We start from the raw sequence: 23,108 nt of genomic DNA on the forward strand, positions 1-23,108 counted from the left end.
TATAATCTGTTGTATAAAGTTGGATTTAGTTGGAGTTGATTGCAAATGTTTGCAGATGTACGAAGAAAAGAAATATGCAATATTTTAAAAGAAAAATCTGCGGTAAAAGTTACATATCTTTCCGAAAAATTCGGTGTTTCGATAGAAACAATCCGCAAAGATTTACTGTTTCTTGAAAAAAACAACGAGCTTTCGCGAGTCCACGGCGGTGCTGTACTAAAACCGTCGGCAGACCGATATATTGATTTTCCGTCGCGTATTGAAGAAAAAAAACCGCAGAAAAACGAAATTTCGCGCATTGCGTCAAAATTTGTGCAAAACGGCGACATTATCGCTATGGACTGCGGAAGCACGGCGCTTGAACTTATCGAAGTTTTAAAGGAAAAGCTGGACTCTCTCACTGTTGTCACCCACTCTCTCGACGTATTTTTGCGCGCGTGCAACTACAAAAATTTCAACGTCATTTTGTGCGGAGGATTTTTCGACCGCGCCGAAAATGCGTTCTACGGCGACTTTGCGTTAAAAATGCTCGGCGAAATAAGGGTTTCAAAAGCGTTCATATTCCCGAGCAGTATATCTCTCGGCAACGGAATTTTTGAGCATCTTCCCTACCTCTCGCAAATGCAGAGGGAAATAATAAATTCGTCCGACGAGGTTTATATACTCGCCGACAGCAGTAAATTCGGCAAAAGCTCGCTTGTTAAAACGTGCGATATAAACGAAAAATTTACATATATCAGTGATTCTTCGCTGTCGAATGAAATAAAAGAAATCTACAAATCCAACAATATCCAAATAATTACAAGCGAGGAATTTTAAAATGGAAAAAATCACGGACAAAAAACAAGTTTTGAGTGCGTCGCTTCTTTTTATGTTTCTCTACCTCATAAGCTACGTTACGCGCATTAACTACGGCGCGGTAATATCCGAAATATGCGCCGCGGAAAATATGCAGAAATCGCTCGTGTCGCTCGCGCTTACAATGAGCGCGGTAACATACGGAACCGGTCAGCTCATAAGCGGATTTTTAGGCGACAGATTAAACCCCAAAAGGCTTATTTTCGGCGGACTTTTGCTCACTGCCGCGACAAATCTTATAATACCCGTTTGCACATCGCCGTATCAAATGGCGGCAGTTTGGGCGGTAAACGGCTTTGCGCAGGCGTTTATGTGGCCTCCGCTGGTTAAAATTATGGCGACGCTTTTCACGTCGGAGGACTACAAAAAAGCGTGCGTAATCGTCACCTGGGGAAGTTCGTTCGGCACAATCGCGGTTTACGCATTGTCACCGGTCTGCATATCACTTTTCGGCTGGAGAGGCGTGTTTGTTGTGTCGGCATTTTTCGCCGTTCTTATGTCGGTTATATGGATGAAAAAGTGCCGTTTTGAAAACGGCAGCACACATTTTGTCACAAATAAAATTACCGAAACAAACGAAAAATTCGGTGTAAAATACCTTGTGCTTATGGGACTTATTATGCTTGCAATCGTGCTTCAGGGTATACTGCGCGACGGCGTGACAACTTGGATGCCGTCGTACATATCGGAAACGTTTAACCTCGACCGCCGTGCCGCAATTTTAACGGGCGTGATACTTCCGGTTTTCAGTATCGGTGCAATTCAGTTAACGTCAGTGATATACCGAAAATTTATAAAAAGCGAGCTTATGCTTGCATCGGTTGTATTTTTCGCAGGATTTATTTCCGCGCTTTTGCTCTTTTCGGTAAACGGAAAAAGTGCACCGTTTTCAATTCTGTTCTCCGCGGTTTTAACCGCTTGTATGTACGGTGTAAACATTGTTATGACGTGTATGGTACCGCCGTATTTTGCAAAATACGGCAACATATCGTTTATGTCGGGTCTTTTAAATTTTTGCACGTATATCGGCAGTGCGGCATCTGGCGCGGGACTTGCGCTTTTCTCCGAAAAATTCGGCTGGAGCGCAACCATCGTTTTGTGGGCGGTAATCGCACTTGCGGGCGGTTTAATCTGCCTTGCGGTGACAAAACCGTGGAATAAATTTAAAGAAAATTAAACATAAAAAGAGAAAACTAAGCTGATAAAAAGGACTTTGCAATGCAAAGTCCTTTTTTAAATAAATTTTAATGATTATTGCAACATATCTCTTATTTTCATTGCCGAACGGGCAAGGTCTTTCATTCCGTCGAAAACGTTGTCTTTATTATAATCTTTAAGATACTGATCCGCTTCAAGTGTGAGGTACCCGTTATACCCTATTTCTTTCAGTGCGCGCGCAGCCGCGTCAAAATCAATCTGCATAGAAAACGGAATTTGATGCGAGTCGTGACGCTTGTCGTTGTCGTGGATATGAAGTGCGCAAAGCCTTTTTCCGAGCGCTTTTATCATTTCGGGCGCACTTGTGTTAGCGCCGAGCATTTCAGCGTGACCTATATCAAGGCACGCAACGAAAAACTCGTCGTTTACCGCGTCAAGATGCGCATTAAAGCTTTCGGGAGTCATACAAGCCGCAAATTTAACACAGTCTTTTTCAGCGTCCCAGTTCCACATATTTTCCGTTGCAATTTTAACACCGCACTGCTTTGCAAACGGCAAAAGCTCGTTGAACATTTCGGTGTTTTCCTCCACCGACGCTTTGTTCATCGGGTGGATTATGCAGATTTTTCCGCCTGCCTCGGCAGTGCACTCAATCGAGCGTTTTAAATACGAACGCATTTCGGGTATATGCGTCGGAAACGGCGCGTGCGACTGGTTGCACTCTATCCCGTTGTCCTCGCCTATTTTCTTAAGCCTTCTCGCAAACGCAAGATAATTTTCACCGCACAAGGGGTGATTTGTTTTAATTATGCTCTTTCTGTCACTGCTTACGTGCACCATGTCAAACATAGAAAAATCCCACGCGTCAAAGCCTGCCTTTGCATAATATTCCACCGCTTTTTCCTCGCCGATTATCTTTGCCGCAGAGTCTATTTCGGTTGAAATTTTAAGCATCTTAAACATCTCCTTTTATCCTCAATGTTTTTAAATATTCCTTTGTTTCGGGCGAAATTCTGAAACTTTCGACTGCTTTTTGTATGGTTTTGTTGTGAACCCACCTCGGAAGTCTTTTCTCCGTTAAATATTTTATCACAAAATCATACTGCTTTGCAAGCGCAGTTGCAAAATACCACGCAGTCATCATATTTATATAATACTCGTCCGAGCGGATTTGCGAAACGGTTTTGGCATACTCCTCTTTAAAATTTTCATCGAGATAATACGACATCAAAAGCCCTGTTCCGTACCGCACAGTATATGTTTTACCGCTTTTTATCCATTCGTCAATTTTGCCGATAAGCTTATCGGTATTTTTTGCAAAAACTTTCGGTTTAAACACATCGCAGGTCGCCCAGTTGTCGATATACGGCAAAAATTCTTCGGTTTTTGCAAGCGCAGTTGCAAAATCTTTCTCGTCCATAAGCAAAAATGCGTGAAGATTGTTTTCTTCATAATATTTATGCGGAAGCGAATTTAAAAACTTTTCCGCGCCGTCCTCCTTTGCGAAATCTTTTGCAAACTTTCGCAAAACGGGTGTTCTTATGCCGATTACACAGTCGGGATTTACCGTCGGCATAAGCTTTTGATGAAATTCTTTATACTCTTTATCCTGCAAATCAAAAAGCCGTTTTTGTAAATCTGTCATTCTTACCGCCTCAATATACAAACATCAGTGCGCCGTCGTCTATATCGGGCAAATCAACATAACCGTCCGTTATTTCAAGCTCTTTTTCTTCAAACGGCGTCATAAATTTCGCCGTTTTTCCGCCGAAATTAAGCTTTATTTTGTGCGATTTTATCGTCTTTTGCGTCGGGTGATTGCTCACAAATGCAACGATTTTGTATTCTTCACATTCTATAACGTCGGCAAACAAGTTTTTGTCAAACGTTTCTACAAACGGAATAAGTCCGGTCATTTCAACGGTATCGTCAATTTCCATACCGCCCCTGAAATCATCCACGGCGCGGTTTTTGGGCGGATTTGTCCAATCCCAAAACCCGTCAGCGCACATAGCCTCAAACGTGCCGGTAATATCGTGGAAAAATACTTTTGCTCCGTTTTTTGCAAAAGCGTCTATTTTTTCGGTTTCCACATCGGACAGCATATATTTTATCGGTACATAAAGCGCCTTAACGTCCAAAACATTTTTGTCCAAGTCGGACGCGCGCACAAAGTCAACGTTAAATCCGAGCTGATAAAGCTTTTTGCATATGCTCACCGTAATATACTGCCAAATGTTCACACCGCCCATAAGGTTGTCGGTCAGTGCGTCTGCATAAGCATAGCCGTAATCGGAATGAAGCACCGCGATATGCGTTCTTTTTTTCTCGCATTTAACAATTTTATCGGAAAAACCGTTAAGATATTTCAAAAGCTTAATGTCGCGGTCAAAAGCGTCGGTTTTTGTGCCGTCGGTATGCAGAAGTCCGCACACGTCGCCCTCGAGAACACCGTCGCGCGGACAGTCGCCTCTCCACTGATAATAGCAAATTCCCTTGTGTCCCGCGCCGATTATGGCATATGTAGACTGATAAAACTTTCTCGACGGCATTTTTGTTCTCGCGTCAAGCTCTGCCGCCCACGCGTGTTTTCCGCACAGTGCCGCCGCAGACTCCGAGAGATTTATTGTATGCTTTGCGCTGAAATAATCCACACCGTCAAAGTTTGTGTAAAGCGTTATGGATATTGAATCCATACCCTCGCACACCTCAAAAAAGCTTTCACCGCGGTCAGCGTTGTTATTTCCGCTCGAACTTACCGTCATACAGGTAAACGTTTCAATATCCTTTGCGCCGTCCTTTGACGCATCGGACGATTTTATGAGAAAATCGGAAAGCGCGCGCATCGAAAACAGCCTCCAGCGCACCCATTCTTCAATTTTTTCTTTATTCTGCGGACGTTTTTTAGGCGGATAATAATTTTTCGCCTCGTCTTTTGTCAAAACACCCGTTTTGACAAGGTGTTTTCTGTATGCATCAACCGCAAGAGGGTGATAATCAAACACACCGTTTGCAGGATAATGCGGTTCGTTGTATATCTGATAAGAAATGAGTGACTTAAACTTTAAATAATGCTCCGCAAGCGCCTTTGTGCAGTCGTAATTATCCTTTAAAATACCGTCGTGAAAAAACGTCGAGTGCATAAACGACGCCCAATCCTTGCACATTTCCTCGCCGTCGTTGTTAATCATAAGATAATCTTTGTTTCCGCGGATATTCATAACGTATCCCTGAAGCCTTATGCTAATGCCAAGGTCGTTTTTTTCAGCCTCGCGCGCCATATCATCAATAAACGGCGACGAAATTTCAACATTGCCGTCTTTGCCGAGCGAAATATCCGAAAGCGCCGCCGCACGCAGAAAATGAAAGCCCGACTCGTGCATAAGGCGCAAATCTTTTTTCATTTCGCCGGTTCTGTCAGCAGTCGGCGGAACAGGATATTTTGTAGGATAAAACGACGGATAATACGACACTCCGAATCCCATAATTGCCCTTCCGTCTTTATGGAGAATACCGTTTTTAAATTCGTAAGCCACAAAAATCATTCCTTATATTATAGGATATTTATAAAGCCATGCAGTATTTTACCATACAAATTAGTAAATGTAAACCGAAATATTGACAAATAATTGAATTATTTTGACCTGTGTGATAAAATATCTATCAATAAGAGGAGTGGAAATTATGAACATAAGAACCGCAAAGATTGAAGATTTGAAAGAAATTTTGGACATTTATAATTATGAAGTTGAAAACGGCATTTCAACGCTCGATTTGCACAAAAAAACATATGACGAGCAGAAAATCTGGTTTGACGCACACAATAAGGAAAATCACCCGTTAATAGTCGCCGAGGACAACGGGATAATTTTGGGATATGCCTCGCTCTCGCCCTACCGTGACAAGGAAGCATACAAAACAACCGTCGAACTTTCGGTTTATGTTTCGCCGAACTACAGAAAAATGGGTGTTGCAACCGCGCTGATGAGCGAAATTATAAGATACGCAAAAAAAGATGACGCCACACACACCGTTGTTTCGGTGATAACATCGGGAAACGAAGCAAGCTGTGCTCTGCACGAAAAATTCGGTTTCACATTCTGCGGAACGGTCAGACGCGCGGGAAAAAAATTCGGCAGATTTTTGGATATTGACAACTACTATCTTTTTACGGACGGTGAAAAACAATGATAGGACTCGGAACCTTGCTCAATTCCGCCGCAATAGTTATCGGCGGTATAATGGGCACGCTGGGCGGAAAATTCATATCCGAACGGTACAGAGATATACTTATTAAAGCAAACGCACTGTGCATTATGTTTATAGGCATAAGCGGTGCGCTGTCAAAAATGATGACGGTAAACGGCACGTCGCTTTCAACAAACGGCACGGCAATGATGATTGTAAGCCTTGTTTTAGGCTCGCTTATCGGCGAATTTTTCGACTTTGACGGGAAAATCAGCACGTTCGGTGAATTTTTGAAAAGAAAAACAAACAGCACCGGCGACAATATGTTTGTAAACGGCTTTGTCACCTCGTCCGTTACCGTGTGCGTCGGCGCAATGGCGGTTGTCGGCGCGGTTAACGACGGCATTTCGGGCGATATTTCGGTTCTCGCCGCAAAGTCACTGCTCGATTTTATCATTATATTCATTCTTTCGGCGGCGCTCGGAAAAGGATGTATTTTTTCGGCAATCCCCGTTGCAATTTTTCAAGGCTCTGTGACGGTTTTTGCGCATTTTATAGCGCCGTACCTCACAGATACGGCGCTAAACAACCTTTCGCTCACCGGCTCAATGCTGATTTTTTGCATAGGCGCAAATTTCGTGCTCGAGAAAAAATTTAAGGCGGCAAACATGCTCCCGACAATAGTTATAGCCGTGATATGGGCATTTATTTTTTGACGGGATAATACGTATACCCTGCTTTTTCAACGGTAGATTTGATAAGATTTTCATTAAGACTGCACTTTGAAAGAATATGTGCGGTCTTATTTTTCAAATCCGCGCGCGCGTAAACGCCGTCCATACCGTTAAAAGCATTTTCGACGCGCATTTTGCAGTGCGCGCAGGTCATTCCGTCAACACCGGCATAATATTCATAAGGATAGTTTTTTGCATTTGTGTCTTTCGGCTTTATTTTTATTTCACCGCCTCCGCTTCCGCAGCAGCCGCTGCTTATTTTTTTTCGGTAGCTTATTATTGAATAAACACAAATTGCCGCAAGTACAAGACAAATAATAACGGTAGACATATAAACCTCTCCTTTTCGTTAGCTTTAACTAACCAGATTATACCCCTGTTTTATGCCCGTGTCAAGCCGGTTGGAAGATGATTTTAAAAATTTTTTATTTTTTTATCAAAAAACTATTGACAAATTAAAAATTTGCGGTATAATAATATTAGTAATCGTTATCAATAATAATTTTTAAAAATTTTAAAGGAGATGTTTTTTATGAAAAAATTTGTATGTCCCGTTTGCGGTTATGTTCACGAGGGTGACAATCCCCCGGCTAAATGTCCTCAGTGCGGTGTTGACGGCTCGAAATTCACAGTTATGGAAGAGGGCAAATTGAGTTTTGCGTGCGAGCACGTTATCGGCGTGGGCGCAAAAGATAAAATCGACGCTGAAGTTTATGAAGGTCTTAAAGCTAATTTTGAAGGCGAGTGCACCGAAGTCGGTATGTATATCGCAATGAGCAGACAGGCTGTAAGAGAGGGCTATCCCGAAGTCGGCGAGTTTTATATGAGAGCCGCTTTGGAAGAGGCAGAACACGCAGCAAAATTCGCAGAACTTCTCGGCGAGGTTGTTACACCTTCGACAAAGAAAAACCTCGAACTCCGTTCCGAAGCTGAGTGCGGTGCAACCGCAGGCAAATTCGAGCTTGCAAAAAAAGCAAAAGAGCTCGGCTATGACGCTATCCACGATACCGTTCACGAAATGGCTAAGGACGAGGCAAGACACGGAAAAGGCTTTGAGGGTATGCTGAAAAGATATTTTGGTTAAGGAGGAAAAGCTATATGAAAAAATATGTATGTCCCTGCGGATATGTTTATGATCCGGAAATCGGAGACCCGGACAGCGGCATAGCTCCCGGCACGGCTTGGGAGGACGTACCCGAGGATTGGGTTTGCCCGACCTGCGGTTTGGGAAAAGACATGTTTGAGGAAGAATAAATTTCGGGAGATAGAGCAAAAATTTGCTCTATCTCTTTTTTCGTGTTTCATGCGGTTTTTTAGCCTTTAATTGTACTTTTTCTTGTACTGTTCCGATTTTAAGTAACTTTTTCACAAAAAACAAATTATATGTAAATTATATATATCAGGTATATTGACAAAGTATATCAGCAGTGATATATTACTATGTGGGTGTGAAATATATCTGATAACTGCAGGCACATACAGAAAGGAAGCACAAAATGAAAATAGCTATTTGCGATGACGATATGAATTGCATCAATAAGATCGAAAATTATATTGAGAAAATTGACAGGAATAATGCGGAATGTGATGCGTACCAAAACGGTGAAAGGTTGGTTCAGGCCTTCAAGACGGGCGCAGAGCAGTATGATGTAATCTTTCTCGATATGGAAATGGAAAAATTAAACGGAATTGAAACGGCAAATCTCATCAGAGAAGTTGATGAACACGTGATAATCGTCTTTGTCACAAGCCACACGGAATATATGCGCGAAAGCTTTAAATGCGCACCGTTCAGATTTTTAGTCAAACCCGTTGACCCCGCGGAATTTGAAACGGTGTTTTATGACATAGGCAAAAAGTTATCCAAACAGAGAAAGGTTTTTGCATTTACGGAAAACAAAACCAAAGTACGTTTGTACTGCGACGACATAATATACTGCGAAAGTCAGGACCATTGGATTTGGCTCCACACAAAAGACAGCATATATAAAATATGCAAACCTTTGTCGGAAATTTTTGAGTTGCTTGATAAAGATTTGTTCTGCAGAGTGCACAAATCGTTTATCATTAACTTTTTATACATAAAAACCATAAAGGAAAACAACGCAGAGCTGTATCATTGCGATAGAATGATTGCCGTAAGCCGTTCTTACAAAAAGGAAGTGCTTGAAAAATATACCAATTTTCTTGAAAGGGATTTCAGAGTATGACAATTTTTAACCTTGCCGATATACTTACGGGAGTTATTGAGGCAGTTATTCTGTTTAAAATGTATGAAGCTTTTTGCGAAAAGAACAAAAAATTTTCTCCTTGGTTATATGTCATCAGTATAATTATTGTTGCGGTAATGATAAACATAAGCAACGCCTTTTTTAACTATGGTATTATTAACATAGCCGTAATGGTAATATCATTCTTGTTCCCGTTATTCCTGTTTAACGGAAAATTATCAATTAAAATAATTGTTCCGTTTATTACTATTCTATTACTTGGTCTTGTTGAGATAATGGTTCTGTTCGGAATTACTTTAGCTTTTAAAATAACAGTTTCGAACGTAGTCAACACCCCTCAATACAGACTGTTGGGAATAATAGTTTCTAAAATGCTGGCCCTTTTTATTGTAAATATTATTTATATAAAATTTAGAAAAAAGAACTTTTATACGGGAACTTCATATTGGTTATTGTTTCTGCTGATGTTTACTACCTCCACGATTGCAATCTTTCTCATTTTTAAATTATCATTTAATGTCAACAAAACTTACTTGCACAACCTCGCAATATTATGTTCGTTTGGTTTGCTTTTCAGCACATTTTCTGCACTGTATTTGTACGAGCATCTTGCAGAGCAGGCAGAAACAATACGAAACCAGGAACAGTATGAACAGCATTTAAAGACACAGTTAAAACATCTTGATGAAATATTGATTACCCAAAAACAAATAAAGAAATTTAAGCACGATTACAAAAATTTTCTGATAGGACTGCAAGCGTATTTCGATAACAACGATATAACCGGCGCAAGTAACTATATGAAAAAATTAGGGGAAAAGAAAATCGGAAACAGCAGTGTTATCGAAACGGGAAACATAGCACTTGATGCGATTTTAAGTACCAAAATAGCTATCGCAGAGAGCAAGAAAATTACCGTAAATACAAAAATTCAAATTCCCGAAGATATGCCGATTGACCCGACAGATATATGTGTAATATTCGGCAACGCTCTTGATAATGCGATAGAGGCGTGCGGCCGAATGGACACGGCAAATAAAAGAATTGACATAACAATCATCTGCAGGGACAAGGCAATTTTGTGCAAAATCGTTAATACTGCGCCGAAGTGTAAAAAATGTACTTTCGGCACATCAAAGAGCGACAAGCAAAATCACGGTTTCGGACTTGGAAATATTAAAACCGCGCTTTCAAAGTATAATGCTGAACCGACTATCGAAAGAACTGATACGGAATTTATACTGAAATTCGTAATATTTACTAAAGAACAATAATACTAAAAAAGGGCCCGAATGTAAAAATTCGGGTTTTTTTCTTTTTTTATGCAAATTTCGTCGATTAGATTGCATTTTGCGAAAAATCGACAATTTTCACTTAATATTGTGCTATAATCACAGCATCGAAAGGAGGTGCGATATGAAAAGTATATCCGGCACTATTGCTAACGCTTTGTGGAACCAAGGCATAATTCAGAAAGATGATATTGAAGCCTGTCAATATGGATTAGCCATATTTTTGTCGTCGGTGATTGAAATTGCAAGTATTTTGATTATATCTGTCTTTGTGGGTAACTTTTCCGAAACAGTATTGTTTTTTACTGCTTTTATACCATTGAGAATATATGCCGGCGGATACCACGCTGATACGAGAATAAGATGCTATTTAATATCCCTTGCGGTTTACGGCATTTTTACACTGGTAATGAACGTATTTCCTAAAAATATATACGCAATACTGATTGTGTTGTGCACAATATGTTCATTGATTGTGGTTTTAGTCAAAGCGCCTGTTATACATAAAAATAAATCCGTAAGTGAGTTTGAAGTAAAGCACTACCGAAAATTCAGTATTATGGTGTGTTCGATTGAAACATCGGTTATTTTGTTGTTAACAGCCGTTTTTCCCGACAGTCCGTATGTCGTTTCATTAGCGATTGGACAAGCTGCCGTAGTGATTTCTATGATTATGGCAGTAATTAAAGAAAAACTGGGTGTTAAAAAATATTAGATTTTATTTAAAAATCCGAAAGGAGGTGTGGTAAATGAAAAAATTCAGTGAAATTGCAAAAAAGGTAATCGTAAAGTACGGTGCAACTATCGCAGCTTGTGCTTTTGCTTTCGCGACTATCGCGGCAAACTCGTCTTGTGTAATGCCGTTTTACGAGCCGGAAGAGCCGAAGGGTTTGGAAAAATTCAAAAAATTTAACCGATAGTAAATGATGATATTACATATCACTACCGAAGGTTAAAAAATGCCAAAATTTAAAATTCCAACACTGCACAGGTACAATCAAAATACCGAAAATTCATCGCAGTGATGATATCGCACAAAAGCAAATTTGCATATTTGTACGGAAATTATTCGGAAGCAATGATTGTCTTGTAAGGTAAAATAATCTTATTACTTATTTTCAAAATGTAATAAGATTATTTTATATCAAAAAAAGAGAAACCACGCAAAAGGCTATAAGCAACCTGACAGCAACTTATCAATTTGTCGATGGAATCTCTCATACATAAGTATAATCAAAACGTACTTGCTTGTCAATACCCATTTTTAACTTTTTATTACAAATTTTTCTATCGAGGAGAATTATATTATGGTTGTAAAAAAACTTTTTTCCGGCTTTTGGTGCGCCGTGATGATATTGTCTCACTTTACATTTGCGTATGCGGCTGAAGAAACCGCATTATCGGTCACCCGGAATTATAATCTTGTAAGCGAAGATACCCAAGACTTGTACGCTGATTTCCCAATGGTTATAAGCAGTTCAATCGGAATGGATATGAGTCTTTCAATACAATTCAGGTATTTGAAAAACATATTCCCGGCGGACTATGCAGATATAACAATCACCGATTTATCAACCAATTCTGTGATAGAAAGCTATCACTTAACTTCAGACAATGATTTTATTGCATGGGGCGATGTTGAAAACGAAAAACATTTTCTGGTAACAATTACACAATCCATAGGAAACATTAAAAATATTTACACCGGATATATTGAAACAAAATTTGTTCCGGCAGACTTTCCCGTAAACATTAAATTAGGCAGTAAGGAATATTATTTTAATAAAGGTGAAGAATTTTCCTATATTGCAATGAAAAAGGTCGGTGTTAATACAGGCTGTTATCACGCCGAAGACGAAGACTGTGTTTCAACGTATAAAACTTCGGGCGTTATTGATTTGCTGGATAATGACGGCCTTATCACATTCTATTCGTATTAAGAGGGGAATTATAGTCAGTTTTCACAGCGATTAAATCTGTTTTTATGAGGGATAGGGAAATTTTTTCTCTATCCCTCATTTTAATACAAAAAACACACAAAAAGCCGTTCCTCGATAAGACAGCATTTCCTTAAAAACATATTTTTTGCGCCTTTCTGCGTTAAAAAAACTCGCAATCCGTCAGGATTACTCGCTTTTTTGCCTTGAAATCCATCAAAAAATCTTGTTTTTAAGGTGCAGGGCAGTTTTGAATATCGGATTTTACAATTCAGACAAGAAATAAACCTGCCATTATGCCCGACGCATATGGCAGGTTTTTGACGCGGTATGAATTTAAAATACGGCTTCAAAACCAGTGCTCTCTTATTGAGGAGCGGCTAAATTCAATATTTTTTTCAAAATCTATTCAAATATGCTATACTATTATCGGAATATGTGATAGAATATAGCAAAGAGGGGTTTTATATGTGGCTGGCATTTGCGGTTTTATCCGCATTTTTTGCAGGAATAACCGCGGTTTTATCAAAGGTTGTAATAAAAAACGTAAATTCAAACTTGGGAACGGCAATAAGAACGGTAATCGTATTTATTTTTTCGTGGATTATGGTTTTTGTTGCCGGCGCGCAAAACGGAGTATTCACAATGGGCACTAAAACGCCGGTGTTTTTAATTCTTTCGGGATTTGCAACCGGCGCGTCGTGGCTGTGCTATTACAAAGCTCTGCAGGACGGCCCGGCAAGCGTTGTGGTGCCGATTGACAAATTGAGCATTTTGGCGACGGTAAGTTTTTCTTATGTTGTGCTGAAAGAAAAACTTACAAAAAAATCTTTCACCGGACTTATTCTGCTGATATGCGGAACTCTTTTACTGCTTGTTTAGGCATCTTTTGGCTAGGCTAAATTTAAAATCGGGAGAAATTAAAATTGTATAAAAAAATAAAAAACTTTGCAATGCGGTTTTTAGACCGAAAACTCGATTTCAGAACACGGCTTTTCAATGTGCTTGCGCTCGCCGGTGTAGGCATAAGCGCGGCGACGCTTGCGCTGAACATTTTTACCGGTATGCGGACAAGCGCATATTTAAGCATACTGCTTGCCGTGCTGTCGGCAGGACTGCTGATATTTACATATAAAACTGAAAAATATCAAATTGGCTCGCTCATAACCATAGTGTCGATTTTTATGATATTCTTCCCTATGCAGTTTTTCGCGTCGGGCGGATACAAAGGCGGTATGCCGTCGCTCTTTGTTTTTGCGGTTTTGTTTACCGTGCTTATGTTAAAGGGCAAACCGGCGCTTTTTGTATCGCTTGCCGAAATTGCTGAATACATCGGAATTTCGATTTTTGCATATTTCAATCCCGAACGCATATCGTGGTTTCAAAGCGAGAGAGAAATTCTTGCCGACGTGCTTTTTTCCGCCGTTGCGGTGAGCATTTCGTGCGGAATTGTCATATTCATTCACTTGCGCGAATATGAGGAACAGAAAAAACAGCTCGCCTCGCAAAACGAGCAGTTAAAACGCCACGACGAGGCAAAATCTGCGTTTTTGACAACCGTTGCGCACGAAATTAAAAATCCGCTCAACGCTATAAGCCTTCACGCGCGCGACACATTTGAACTTCTGGACGAGAAAAATCCTGACACCGAAATTTTGAAAGAAAACCAGCAAACAATAGAAAAAATGGTTATGCGCATAAACCGAATTGTGACAGAGCTTACCGACACCGCAGCCATTGAGCAGGGACGGCTCGCGCTTGAGCTTACTCCCGTTCATCTTGCACCGCTGATGCGCGAATCTGCGGAATGTTACTTCGGCAAAAGCGACACAAACGGCAACGAGCTTATATTTAATCTTGAAGAAAATCTTCCGCCCGTTTGCGCCGACTGCGCAAGAATTATGCAGGTTATGACAAATCTTTTGTCAAACAGTCTGCGCCACACAAAAAACGGCAAAATCACCATAAGTCTTAAAAACGGCAAAAACTGTCAGATTGTGTCGGTTTCGGACAATGGCGAGGGAATGTGCGATAACATAAAATCAAAGGCGCTCAAGGGATATGTTTCGGTAAGCAAGGAATACTGGCGCCACGGCATAGGACTTTTTGTGTGCGGCAAAATTGTTGAAGCGCACGGCGGGAAAATAAAAATAGAGAGCAAGCTCGGCGAAGGAACAACCGTTTCTTTCACCGTACCGAACACGGAGGACAAATAAATGGATGAAAGAAAGGCAGAAATACTCATAGTTGAGGACGAACCTGAAATTTTAAGCATCAACGAAAGGCTCCTTTCACGGCGCGGATACAGCGTCACGACGGCGAAATCGTATGCAGAGAGCATACAAAAACTTTCGGAATTTACGCCCGATATGCTGATACTTGACATTATGCTTCCCGACGGAAGCGGTATGGATATTTGCAGAAATTTCAGAAAATCGAGCGACAATCCCGTGATATTTTTAACGGGGAAAAGCGAAGTTTCGGACAAGGTTGAGGGACTCGGAAACGGCGGTGATTACTACCTTACAAAGCCGTACAGTTTTGACGAGCTTATCGCGGTGGTGAGCCGTCTTTTGACGCGTCACACAAAGGCGGAGAAAAAGCAGGTTATAATCACAAAAGGTCCGATTACTCTTGACATTTCCAAAAACAAGGCGCTTGTAAACGGCAAAGACGCGCACCTTACCGCAAAAGAATTTGCCCTCTTGCTGGTTTTAATCGAAAACGAAAACAAAATCTTTTCGCCCGAAGAGCTTTATGAATTTGTGTGGGGCGCTCCGTCTGCCGACGACACGCGCACAATACGCTTTCACATAGGCAATTTAAAGCGCAAAATCGACACAAAAAACGCCGAGGATTACGACATAGTTTCGGTGTACGGAAAAGGCTATCTTTTCACGTCAAATTAAATTGTGAGTTTTTCCTAATATTTCAAAAAAAACGGTTTTTTCTGATATAATTTATATATCGTTAAAACCATTGCTCCGATTGGTTTTAATCGGAGCTTTATTTTTTGGGAGGGGATTTTTTTGAAAAGGAGATTTACGGCGCTTATCATTACGGCAGGTATGCTTGCAAACCAAATTATCTGCTCAAACCTTACCGCATTTGCGCAAAACGGGCAGAATGCGTACGGTCACACCGTGACGTATAAACCCGTAACAACGCTTTACACCGACGGAAAGCCCGTGAAATTTTTTGACGCGGGCGTTACCGAATGGGGAAAGGTTGACACAAAAACCGCGCGCGACGAGGCAGGCTCCATAAAATGGCTCAACGAAAACGGATACCTTTTGAACCGTTTCGGCAGAAAAATGTACGACACGCCTATGTCAGGCTGTTTTTCGTCAAAGGGCGAATGGCTCACACAGCTTAAAGGCCCGAGAAACAGATGGAACTGGACGGAGGCGGTGAGTTTTGACGCGCTTAATTCAAAGGAAAACCGAGCAAACGGAAACGTGTCAAATTTGTATTCCAAAGGCGACATTCAATACTTTTTCTCGTGGAAAGTTAAAACCGTGCAGACAAGGTGGGGACTTACGGGAAAAAGCAACGACACGGGAAGAACATATGCCCTCGGCGAAGTGACCGACTCAAAAGGCGGCGGCTGGAAAAAATACAACGCGGTTGCCGACGGCCCGAATTTGGGCAATTTCAACGCGTGGAAAGACTCAAAAACTTTCGGGGTTATTTCCTTTACGGCAAGAAGCGACCGCGACGCACAGGTTGACTCGTATTTGTCGGGCGCAATGCTTGTCGGAAGAGATATACAGGGTCCGAAAATTTCTTCCGTAACCGTCACTGCGGACGCGGACGGAAAAGAGAAAATAGCAAACAACACAATAACGCTTGACACGGTGAAAAACTTAAAAGACCGCACCGTGTATTTCCGCGTTGAATGGGACGAACCGGTTTTTTTTAAAAACATTTCGGAAAGTTCGGTTAAAGACCTCACGCTTAAAATTGACACAATCGGCGAGGACTCAACAAGCGGAATGATTGCGGAGGCGCCGTTTTTGAAGTTTGCACCGTCAAAAACCGACGGAAAACCCGTTATGATTTTTGAATACAAAATTTCCGACCCTTACACCGACACCGACAAGGTGACGCAGGAACGCGGATTTTTCTATAAATTCACAAACGTTACGGTGTCGCCGAAGCAAAACGAGATGTTCTGGAACAATATTTACGATATTTCGGGAAACAAATTTGCATCGGACATAAACGGCAATCAGCCTGCCGTTAAAGTTACCGCGCCCGTCGGCGGAGGCTCGGCGGTCGATTTGATACCTTTTGGAATTGAAAGCATAAAAATATCAAAAAAATCCGGCGAAAATTCGCGATTTATTCTTACCGACGACCTTGTGGAGATAAACTTAAACTTAAACAAGGCGCTCACAGGATACATAAGAAGCGAATATTTGCCGTCTATGACGCTCAACGTTAAAAATTCCGACGGCGAATATGTGACAATAACACCCGGCAATAACGGCGTTGACAGAAAAATGTTTATAAACGGGCAGTGGGTCAAATATTCGTATTTTTACAATAACCGCGGATTTGTCGACCCCGTTATGTTAAGCGACGACAAAAAAACCATCACGTTTTATACGGCATTTTATCCCGAATGTGAGGTTGACGGCGACAGTGTTAAAATAACATCTGTTTCGTATGACAACGAAAAATTGAAAGACAATTCGGGATATTCGCTTATGAATTATAAAATAAATCAGGACGGCGAACTGTCCCCTACCGACCTTCCGGTTGGCGACAAAACAGTTATTTCAAAATACACCGTTTCGCCCGACAAGCAGTATAAAATCGACTATACCGCACCGACTGCGGATATATCCGCGAAAAACATTTCGGACGATATAATTTTGATTACCGCGGACATAACCGACAAATCGGTACAGGGCTGTGACGCGTCGTTTACGGTAAAGCTCAACGGAAGTATCGAAAACGAAAGCATAGGCTACCAGGCGTCTGCGTCCGAAAGCTATACAGACGCGTGGCAAAACGGCACAAACGGCGCAATGTCGGTATCGTTCAGCACGCCGATTGTCACATCGGCAAACGGTGCAAAAGCATACGGCTTTGTAAAACTTCCGCAAAACTGCGAGGCAGATAAAATCGACATAAACGTGTCGCTCTCCGACGATGCGGGCAATACCGCGTCGGCGCAAAAAAGCATATCCGCGCCCGAATGGCTCGGATATGACACACTGGCACCGTCAGTTTCGGCAACCGTGACGCACGAAAATATCAACGTTACCGTCACCGATATGGACAGTGACGTGAAATATAAATACGGTTTTTCGGATAACGATACCGATGAGCCGTCATACACCGAAGCGGACGGAAAAAGCGGAATTATCACCCCTCCCGATAATCTTTCCGACGGTGAAATTCACGAAAAAACAATTTGGATAACGGCATCGGACAGCAAGGGCAACACAAGCGAAATTAAAAAAATTCCTATGAAATACGACAGGTCGGTTACTTCACTCACTCTCTCCGAATATACCGATAAGTTGTATACAAACGGCGAATACCCCGTTGCGGACTACCATATTCAAAACGCATATCTTTTCTGGTTTATGTGGATTGAAAAGCCTGCAAATGTTGACGATTTATCGGCATATATCACAGGCGACGTTCTGGCGGAATTAAAAAACCGCGCGGAAAACTACGGCAGTGTTTTCCGCTGCACCGACAGCGACAAATCGACAGAGCAGTATAACAACGATTTTTCCGACACTGTACAGCTTTACAACAGCACAGACGTTGTAAGCATAGTGCCGAATACCGACGGTTACGGCGAGATGCTCGGCGAAAATATTCCCGCAAGCGAAACAGACCGTCCGCTCGTGCTTGTAATGGCTGTTGAAAAGAGCGAAAACGGCGAAACACTTATACGCACCGCGGAATTTAACACTTTATACAACGCTCCCGATATAAATATACGTCAGGTGAGATTTTCCACAAACGGCGGTGACGGAAAGAGAATTGATTACATACGGAACGACGAAAAGGCAAATCTTTTCTGGTGCGACGACGAAGAAGGCTTCAGCTATCCCCTCAACACACCGAATTTGTTCGGTTTTGCACAGGCGGAATTTTATCTTGCCGGCGACCCCGTAACCGACCTTGACCGCATTGACAAAGAAAACAGCTATATTGCGCTTGAAAAAGTTGAATACGAAGGAAAGCACAACAAAGAGGGCGACGAAACCGCCGGCAAGCGCGTGCGGATAAACGAGTGGAAATTCAGCGAGCTCGGATTTTCAAAGCTTTCCGGAGGAACACAGAGCGAATATAACCTTAATCTCGGCAAAATCAACGGCGAGGTTATAGGCAAAACGTGCAGTCCCGTTTATACCGCGTCAGTTGACATTGACCCTCAAACGCTCGAAACCGAATTTTACCGTATCGGCGAATACGATTACAGCGTGGGTGTCCGCTATGAATTTGTGTACTCTGTAAAGTGCATAAACGGCACCGAAACGGACAAAAAGCCGATAACGTATTTTGCATTTGACAACTCGCCTCAGGGTTATATCAGCGCGGTATATTACGAGCGCAACGGTTATCCGGAATATCTTGCCGGCATCAGAGATGCGAACCAAAACACCGAGGCGGTGTTTGACGCAAAAGGCAACGATGTTACGCCCGATATTCCCGTATATACGTTTAACACCGTATACGACGACCGCACCGATATTTATGTAAACTTCACCGCGCCGTTTATAAACGACTGCGACAGTGCCATTGCATATTTCGGCGCACCGGCGCAAAATTCAACCGATATGAAATATGCAATGCGCATAGGTGTAAGCCCCGACAGTTTATCCGTGCTTATACCGTTTGAAGTTAATGAGGCAAATGTTACGTCAAATCTTTATTACCTCGGCGATTACTTCAAAAAAGATGCGGACGACATTGCAGAAGTTACCCTGTACTATAAATTTGAATATCCCGAACGCGGACTTTCATCGCCTGTTTATGTGCTCACTCTCCGCCGTGACAACTTTGAACCTGTATTCGACATCAGTGTTTCGGAAACCGAGTGCATAACAAACGAAGTGCTTGTTAAAATCAACTCAATAACCGACACCCAAACGGGCAAGGACGGAAGAACGGTTATCGACACTCCCGAATCGGTGCTGCGGGAAAGAGCAATGCACAGCGGCGGCATTAACTCCCTTTTGCTCGCGGACGCGGACGGAAGCGAAGGCCAAAACAGCACGCCAAACTATTATCTTGACGCTTGGCGCATTGCCTGCGAAAATGACGATTTGAGCAAATATGAAGATTATGAAATCCGCGAAGATTACGACTACGAAACGGGCGAAACCTCATATTACATCAGAGTTCTCCCCGACATTAACGGATTTTATCACTTTACAAGCAACGGTTATATGTTTACTTCAACATATGACAATGCAAACAATGCAAGCTGGACGGCGCTTATAAACGGCGAACTTGTTAATCTCCGCGTTAATGACTATGCCGATTTTGCACAGCTTTGCATAGACAACGTAAATCCGACACCGCCGAAATTTATTGAAAATCCCGTATTTACGCCCAACGTATCGGACGGAAGCTTCACTGTTTCAGCAAAGGCTGAAAACACGGTAAAAAGAGCGTATTTAAAGTTTAATGACGAATACTCGTCTGAAATTTTCGACGGCTATAACAAAGACGATATATGCGCCGTTGAAAACGTACCGGGATATTTCAGCGGAGGATTGAACACCGAAAACGGCGAAATAAACGCGAAGATATACGTAAAATATCTTCCCGACACTCCCCTTTCCTCGGTGTCGCTCGTAATTGAGGACAATGCAGGAAACAAAAGCGAATACACACACACGTTTGACACCGCTATTTTCGGCAAAAAGGCAGAGGTCACAAACACGGCAAACGAGGACGGTATCCCCGTTTACACCTACAGCGGTGCGCTTAACTTCAGCGTTCCCGTAAAGCTTGACGGATTTGAAAACGAATACAGCGCGTCGCACGAAAATCTTCCCGTTTACAGTGACGGAATTGTGCAAATCGGATTTACCGACCTTTTCGGAGAAACCGCAAACGCGGACGTTTATGCCGACATTTTCGGCACGGCGTTCAGCCACAGCCTTAAATTTTTCGCAGACGGCAAGGAAATTTTGCCCGACGAAAAGGTAAATTCCGACATAACTGTGAAAATTGACACAAACGGAAACGAAAATATTTCGGTTGACGGCAAGGACGAATTTACATTCACCGAAAACGGAAAGCTTACATATTCCGTTACAAACAAGGAAATCGGACAGAGCAGAACATTTGAACTTCCGATATTGAACATTGACAAAACGCCTCCCGAGGCGATTGTTAATGTCGGCATTGACAGCGAAACAGACGCGGAAACGAACATACAGTATATTTATTCTGTGACATATTCGGTTGAGGGCTTCAGCGAGGACGGCGCATATCTTATCCCGTCGTCAAACGGTGCATCGCCCTCGTCGGTGACATTTGACAAAAATTCAGCCGAGAAAACATATACTTTCAAATTCCGCGACGAGGCTGGAAACGAAAACACCTACACTGCGGACGCATCCGACATAAGCTTTGCCGACAGGAGCGACAATAAAATTGCGTCATACCGTTTAACATACCTTTGCGCCGACAAAAACGGCTTTACCGCGCTTGAAAGCACAGGCTCCGAAAACGCGGTAAACAGTGCGGTATCGGTAAAAATCGAGGCGCTTAACAAAGACGGCGAAACCGTTTCGGCAGCCGTTTCAAAAGACGGCAGTTTGCCAAGCGGTACGGCATTGTATGAAAAAGAAAAGCTTGTCACATTCACGGGCGAAAGCGCCGAGGACAGAACGGTTAACGTAATTTTAAGCGGTATCGGAACGGGAAATTCGATAAAAGTACCCGTTACGCTCCCTGCAAATTCAATCGACCTTACCGCACCGTACGGCACAGTGCGCTATGACGGAAACAACGATAATATAAAAGCATATCTTGTCACCTCGGCAACCGATTTGGCGGAGGACGGCGTATATGTGACGGGAACGCAGATAAACGGCAAAAAACTGGAATTAAAGAAAGACGAAAACGGATTTTACACCGAATTTGCGGTAAACGGAACAGGTAAGTTTGTTATGACCGACAAAGCCGGAAACATCGGCACGGTTGCTGTTGCGGTTCTCACCATAGACAAAGACGCACCGCAGATTGTAACCGAGGGCTGGCAAAGCGTTATTGACGCAGACACCGCAAGTGCGGTTGATAAGCTTCTCAAAACACCGACAAACAATTCGATAAAGCTTTTCATAACCTTTAACGAGCAGATTTCCGCAACCGAAGTTAAGGCATACGAGAACAAAGAAACGTTAAAGGAACTCACCCCTACCGACGAATATGTGAGCGCGGTATCGGGCGGACGCGCACTCACGGTGGAATTTAAGAGAAACTGTCAGGCATACCTTAAAGTGAGCGACGTGAGCGGTAACTCGGTTACGCTGTGGCGTCCCGAGGATGGCGGTATCACCGTTATCGACAAGGATATTCCCGTCATTGAAACGGGATACCCGATAATCAAAACCGAAAACAACACCGTAACGTACGAATACGTTTTTGCAAACGGCGAGGAGGTTATGCTCCTGCAAGACCAAAAAGAGGGTCAGAACGCCGATGAAATGTATAAAAACCGCCATATTGTGACATTTGACGAAAACGGTCAGAAGATATTGAGTTTTGCCGACAGAGCAGGCAATGTGTTGAGTGTTTACCCCGTTATTTCGCAGATTGACAATTTAGGTCCCAAAATGACGGTAAGCGTTGATTACGTGGGTGACGGCAAAACACTCACGGCAGAAGAAAGCTACAAGGCAGGCAATATATACACAAGCAAAAATGTGCGTATTCTTTTAAATGTTTCCGATGCTTCGGGCATAAAAGAAATCACGGCAACGACAAAATCGGGAAACAAACTTGATGTTAAAAATGAAAAAGTTACATTAAACCAAGGCACGGCGGACGAAAAAACATATAATTACTATTTTGTTGTCAGCGAAAACGGTTCGTACAACATCACCGCAGCCGACATTTACGGCAACGAAAACTTTGCACAGGCAAGTGTGTCGGTTATCGACAGAACCGCTCCGCTCCTGCTTATTAAAAACAGTCAAAACATTGTGATAAAAGAAGGCACAAGCCAAGACGACGCACAAAAACTTATTCTTGACAATGTTACCGCAACCGATTTGCAGTCGGGCGCAAACTCACCCGTCGGAAACGCATTGAAAGACGTTAACGACGGCGTGAAAATAAGTGTTGATTTAAAAAATGTAAACCTTAACAAAGAGGGAATTTACACCGCAAAAATCACGGCGTCCGACAGACTCGGCAACACCGCCGAGAAAGAGTGCTCGGTTAAAATTTCAAAGGATATTTACAGTTTTAAAATCGGTTCGGCAAAGCTTTATGCAAACGACACCTACACCGCGCAGAAAGGCACAATACGTCTTGACAACCCGTCGGACGGCGCAAAATACTACTATGCAAAGGGTCACAAAACCGCGGGACAGATGAAATATGCAAAATCATTTGACGCAAAATTGGGATTTGAAGCGTCGGAAAAAGGTTACTACACAATTCTCGCACACGAAAGCAATAAAAAAATGTATTTGCTTTACGTGTATGTATATTAAG

The 23,108-nt window shown here is 42.3% G+C and carries 19 protein-coding genes; 15 read left to right on the forward strand and 4 right to left on the reverse strand.

The features are described from left to right. Positions 1–45: 45 nt before the first annotated feature. Positions 46–819 (forward strand): DeoR/GlpR family DNA-binding transcription regulator, encoded by a 774-nt coding sequence (locus H8706_RS06660; protein WP_262432007.1) that lies wholly within the window; start codon positions 46–48, stop codon positions 817–819. A 1-nt stretch (position 820) separates the two neighbouring features. Next, the gene (locus H8706_RS06665) at positions 821–2,035 is read left to right on the forward strand and encodes an MFS transporter (protein WP_262432008.1); all 1,215 of its coding nucleotides are present in this window, start codon (positions 821–823) and stop codon (positions 2,033–2,035) included. A 74-nt stretch (positions 2,036–2,109) separates the two neighbouring features. Here the strand turns inward: H8706_RS06665 and H8706_RS06670 are convergent, their stop codons facing one another. From H8706_RS06670 to H8706_RS06680, 3 genes are read right to left on the reverse strand one after another with little or no spacing between them, the layout of a single operon-like run. Further along, positions 2,110–2,970: a sugar phosphate isomerase/epimerase family protein gene (locus H8706_RS06670; RefSeq protein ID WP_262432009.1), complete on the reverse strand. Its 861-nt coding sequence runs from the start codon at positions 2,968–2,970 to the stop codon at positions 2,110–2,112. Between the two features lies 1 nt (position 2,971). Next, complete coding sequence (locus H8706_RS06675) at positions 2,972–3,661, reverse strand: DNA alkylation repair protein (protein ID WP_262432010.1); 690 nt, start codon at positions 3,659–3,661, stop codon at positions 2,972–2,974. Positions 3,662–3,671: 10 nt separating this feature from the next. Beyond that, on the reverse strand, positions 3,672–5,552 hold the full coding sequence (locus H8706_RS06680) for a type 1 glutamine amidotransferase family protein (protein ID WP_262432011.1): 1,881 nt from the start codon (positions 5,550–5,552) through the stop codon (positions 3,672–3,674). A 148-nt stretch (positions 5,553–5,700) separates the two neighbouring features. Here H8706_RS06680 and H8706_RS06685 point away from each other — a divergent pair, with 148 nt between their 5' ends. Beyond that, the gene (locus H8706_RS06685) at positions 5,701–6,207 is read left to right on the forward strand and encodes a GNAT family N-acetyltransferase (protein ID WP_262432012.1); all 507 of its coding nucleotides are present in this window, start codon (positions 5,701–5,703) and stop codon (positions 6,205–6,207) included. Further along, positions 6,204–6,920 (forward strand): DUF554 domain-containing protein, encoded by a 717-nt coding sequence (locus tag H8706_RS06690; protein WP_262432013.1) that lies wholly within the window; start codon positions 6,204–6,206, stop codon positions 6,918–6,920. Before H8706_RS06685 ends, H8706_RS06690 begins: the two co-directional genes overlap by 4 nt. On the opposite strand, the gene H8706_RS06695 is transcribed toward H8706_RS06690, so the two are convergent. Further along, entirely contained in the window at positions 6,910–7,269 is a 360-nt protein-coding gene (locus tag H8706_RS06695) for a heavy-metal-associated domain-containing protein (RefSeq protein WP_262432014.1), read from the reverse strand. The two genes, H8706_RS06690 and H8706_RS06695, sit on opposite strands and share 11 nt — an antisense overlap. Positions 7,270–7,470: 201 nt before the next feature. On the opposite strand from H8706_RS06695, the gene H8706_RS06700 reads away from it, so the two are divergent. The 11 genes from H8706_RS06700 (at position 7,471) to H8706_RS06750 (ending at position 23,107) form a co-directional block, all read left to right on the forward strand. Next, positions 7,471–8,022, forward strand: coding sequence for an NADH peroxidase (locus H8706_RS06700; protein WP_262432015.1), 552 nt, complete (start codon positions 7,471–7,473; stop codon positions 8,020–8,022). Between the two features lie 14 nt (positions 8,023–8,036). Next, positions 8,037–8,192, forward strand: a complete 156-nt coding sequence (gene rd, locus H8706_RS06705; RefSeq protein ID WP_262432016.1) for a rubredoxin — start codon at positions 8,037–8,039, stop codon at positions 8,190–8,192. Between the two features lie 242 nt (positions 8,193–8,434). Next, positions 8,435–9,148 (forward strand): LytR/AlgR family response regulator transcription factor, encoded by a 714-nt coding sequence (locus tag H8706_RS06710; protein WP_262432017.1) that lies wholly within the window; start codon positions 8,435–8,437, stop codon positions 9,146–9,148. A gap of 821 nt (positions 9,149–9,969) precedes the next feature. Further along, positions 9,970–10,443 carry an ATP-binding protein gene (locus tag H8706_RS06715; protein WP_262432018.1) on the forward strand — a complete coding sequence of 158 codons (474 nt, stop codon included), beginning with the start codon at positions 9,970–9,972 and terminating at the stop codon, positions 10,441–10,443. Between the two features lie 142 nt (positions 10,444–10,585). Beyond that, positions 10,586–11,176 carry an accessory gene regulator ArgB-like protein gene (locus H8706_RS06720; protein WP_262432019.1) on the forward strand — a complete coding sequence of 197 codons (591 nt, stop codon included), beginning with the start codon at positions 10,586–10,588 and terminating at the stop codon, positions 11,174–11,176. A gap of 34 nt (positions 11,177–11,210) precedes the next feature. Next, positions 11,211–11,381, forward strand: a complete 171-nt coding sequence (locus H8706_RS06725; RefSeq protein ID WP_262432020.1) for a cyclic lactone autoinducer peptide — start codon at positions 11,211–11,213, stop codon at positions 11,379–11,381. A 387-nt stretch (positions 11,382–11,768) separates the two neighbouring features. Beyond that, positions 11,769–12,401, forward strand: coding sequence for a hypothetical protein (locus H8706_RS06730; RefSeq protein WP_262432021.1), 633 nt, complete (start codon positions 11,769–11,771; stop codon positions 12,399–12,401). A 465-nt stretch (positions 12,402–12,866) separates the two neighbouring features. Beyond that, the gene (locus H8706_RS06735) at positions 12,867–13,280 is read left to right on the forward strand and encodes an EamA family transporter (RefSeq protein ID WP_394354539.1); all 414 of its coding nucleotides are present in this window, start codon (positions 12,867–12,869) and stop codon (positions 13,278–13,280) included. A gap of 44 nt (positions 13,281–13,324) precedes the next feature. Continuing rightward, on the forward strand, positions 13,325–14,614 hold the full coding sequence (locus tag H8706_RS06740) for a sensor histidine kinase (RefSeq protein ID WP_262432022.1): 1,290 nt from the start codon (positions 13,325–13,327) through the stop codon (positions 14,612–14,614). Continuing rightward, complete coding sequence (locus H8706_RS06745; RefSeq protein ID WP_262432023.1) at positions 14,615–15,307, forward strand: response regulator transcription factor; 693 nt, start codon at positions 14,615–14,617, stop codon at positions 15,305–15,307. A 120-nt stretch (positions 15,308–15,427) separates the two neighbouring features. Next, on the forward strand, positions 15,428–23,107 hold the full coding sequence (locus tag H8706_RS06750) for a hypothetical protein (protein ID WP_262432024.1): 7,680 nt from the start codon (positions 15,428–15,430) through the stop codon (positions 23,105–23,107). Position 23,108 lies beyond the last annotated feature (1 nt).

Source organism: Qingrenia yutianensis, assembly GCF_014385105.1.
GTDB lineage: Bacteria > Bacillota > Clostridia > UMGS1810 > UMGS1810 > Qingrenia > Qingrenia yutianensis.

Coding starts and splice junctions, on each gene's coding strand:
- H8706_RS06745 (WP_262432023.1), top strand. CDS start 14,615: ATGGATGAAAGAAAGGCAGAAATACTCATAGTTGAGGACGAACCTGAA.
- H8706_RS06730 (WP_262432021.1), top strand. CDS start 11,769: ATGGTTGTAAAAAAACTTTTTTCCGGCTTTTGGTGCGCCGTGATGATA.
- H8706_RS06735 (WP_394354539.1), top strand. CDS start 12,867: ATGTGGCTGGCATTTGCGGTTTTATCCGCATTTTTTGCAGGAATAACC.
- H8706_RS06685 (WP_262432012.1), top strand. CDS start 5,701: ATGAACATAAGAACCGCAAAGATTGAAGATTTGAAAGAAATTTTGGAC.
- rd (WP_262432016.1), top strand. CDS start 8,037: ATGAAAAAATATGTATGTCCCTGCGGATATGTTTATGATCCGGAAATC.
- H8706_RS06675 (WP_262432010.1), bottom strand. CDS start 3,661: ATGACAGATTTACAAAAACGGCTTTTTGATTTGCAGGATAAAGAGTAT.
- H8706_RS06660 (WP_262432007.1), top strand. CDS start 46: ATGTTTGCAGATGTACGAAGAAAAGAAATATGCAATATTTTAAAAGAA.
- H8706_RS06665 (WP_262432008.1), top strand. CDS start 821: ATGGAAAAAATCACGGACAAAAAACAAGTTTTGAGTGCGTCGCTTCTT.
- H8706_RS06725 (WP_262432020.1), top strand. CDS start 11,211: ATGAAAAAATTCAGTGAAATTGCAAAAAAGGTAATCGTAAAGTACGGT.
- H8706_RS06710 (WP_262432017.1), top strand. CDS start 8,435: ATGAAAATAGCTATTTGCGATGACGATATGAATTGCATCAATAAGATC.
- H8706_RS06715 (WP_262432018.1), top strand. CDS start 9,970: ATGAAAAAATTAGGGGAAAAGAAAATCGGAAACAGCAGTGTTATCGAA.
- H8706_RS06690 (WP_262432013.1), top strand. CDS start 6,204: ATGATAGGACTCGGAACCTTGCTCAATTCCGCCGCAATAGTTATCGGC.
- H8706_RS06700 (WP_262432015.1), top strand. CDS start 7,471: ATGAAAAAATTTGTATGTCCCGTTTGCGGTTATGTTCACGAGGGTGAC.
- H8706_RS06670 (WP_262432009.1), bottom strand. CDS start 2,970: ATGCTTAAAATTTCAACCGAAATAGACTCTGCGGCAAAGATAATCGGC.
- H8706_RS06695 (WP_262432014.1), bottom strand. CDS start 7,269: ATGTCTACCGTTATTATTTGTCTTGTACTTGCGGCAATTTGTGTTTAT.
- H8706_RS06720 (WP_262432019.1), top strand. CDS start 10,586: ATGAAAAGTATATCCGGCACTATTGCTAACGCTTTGTGGAACCAAGGC.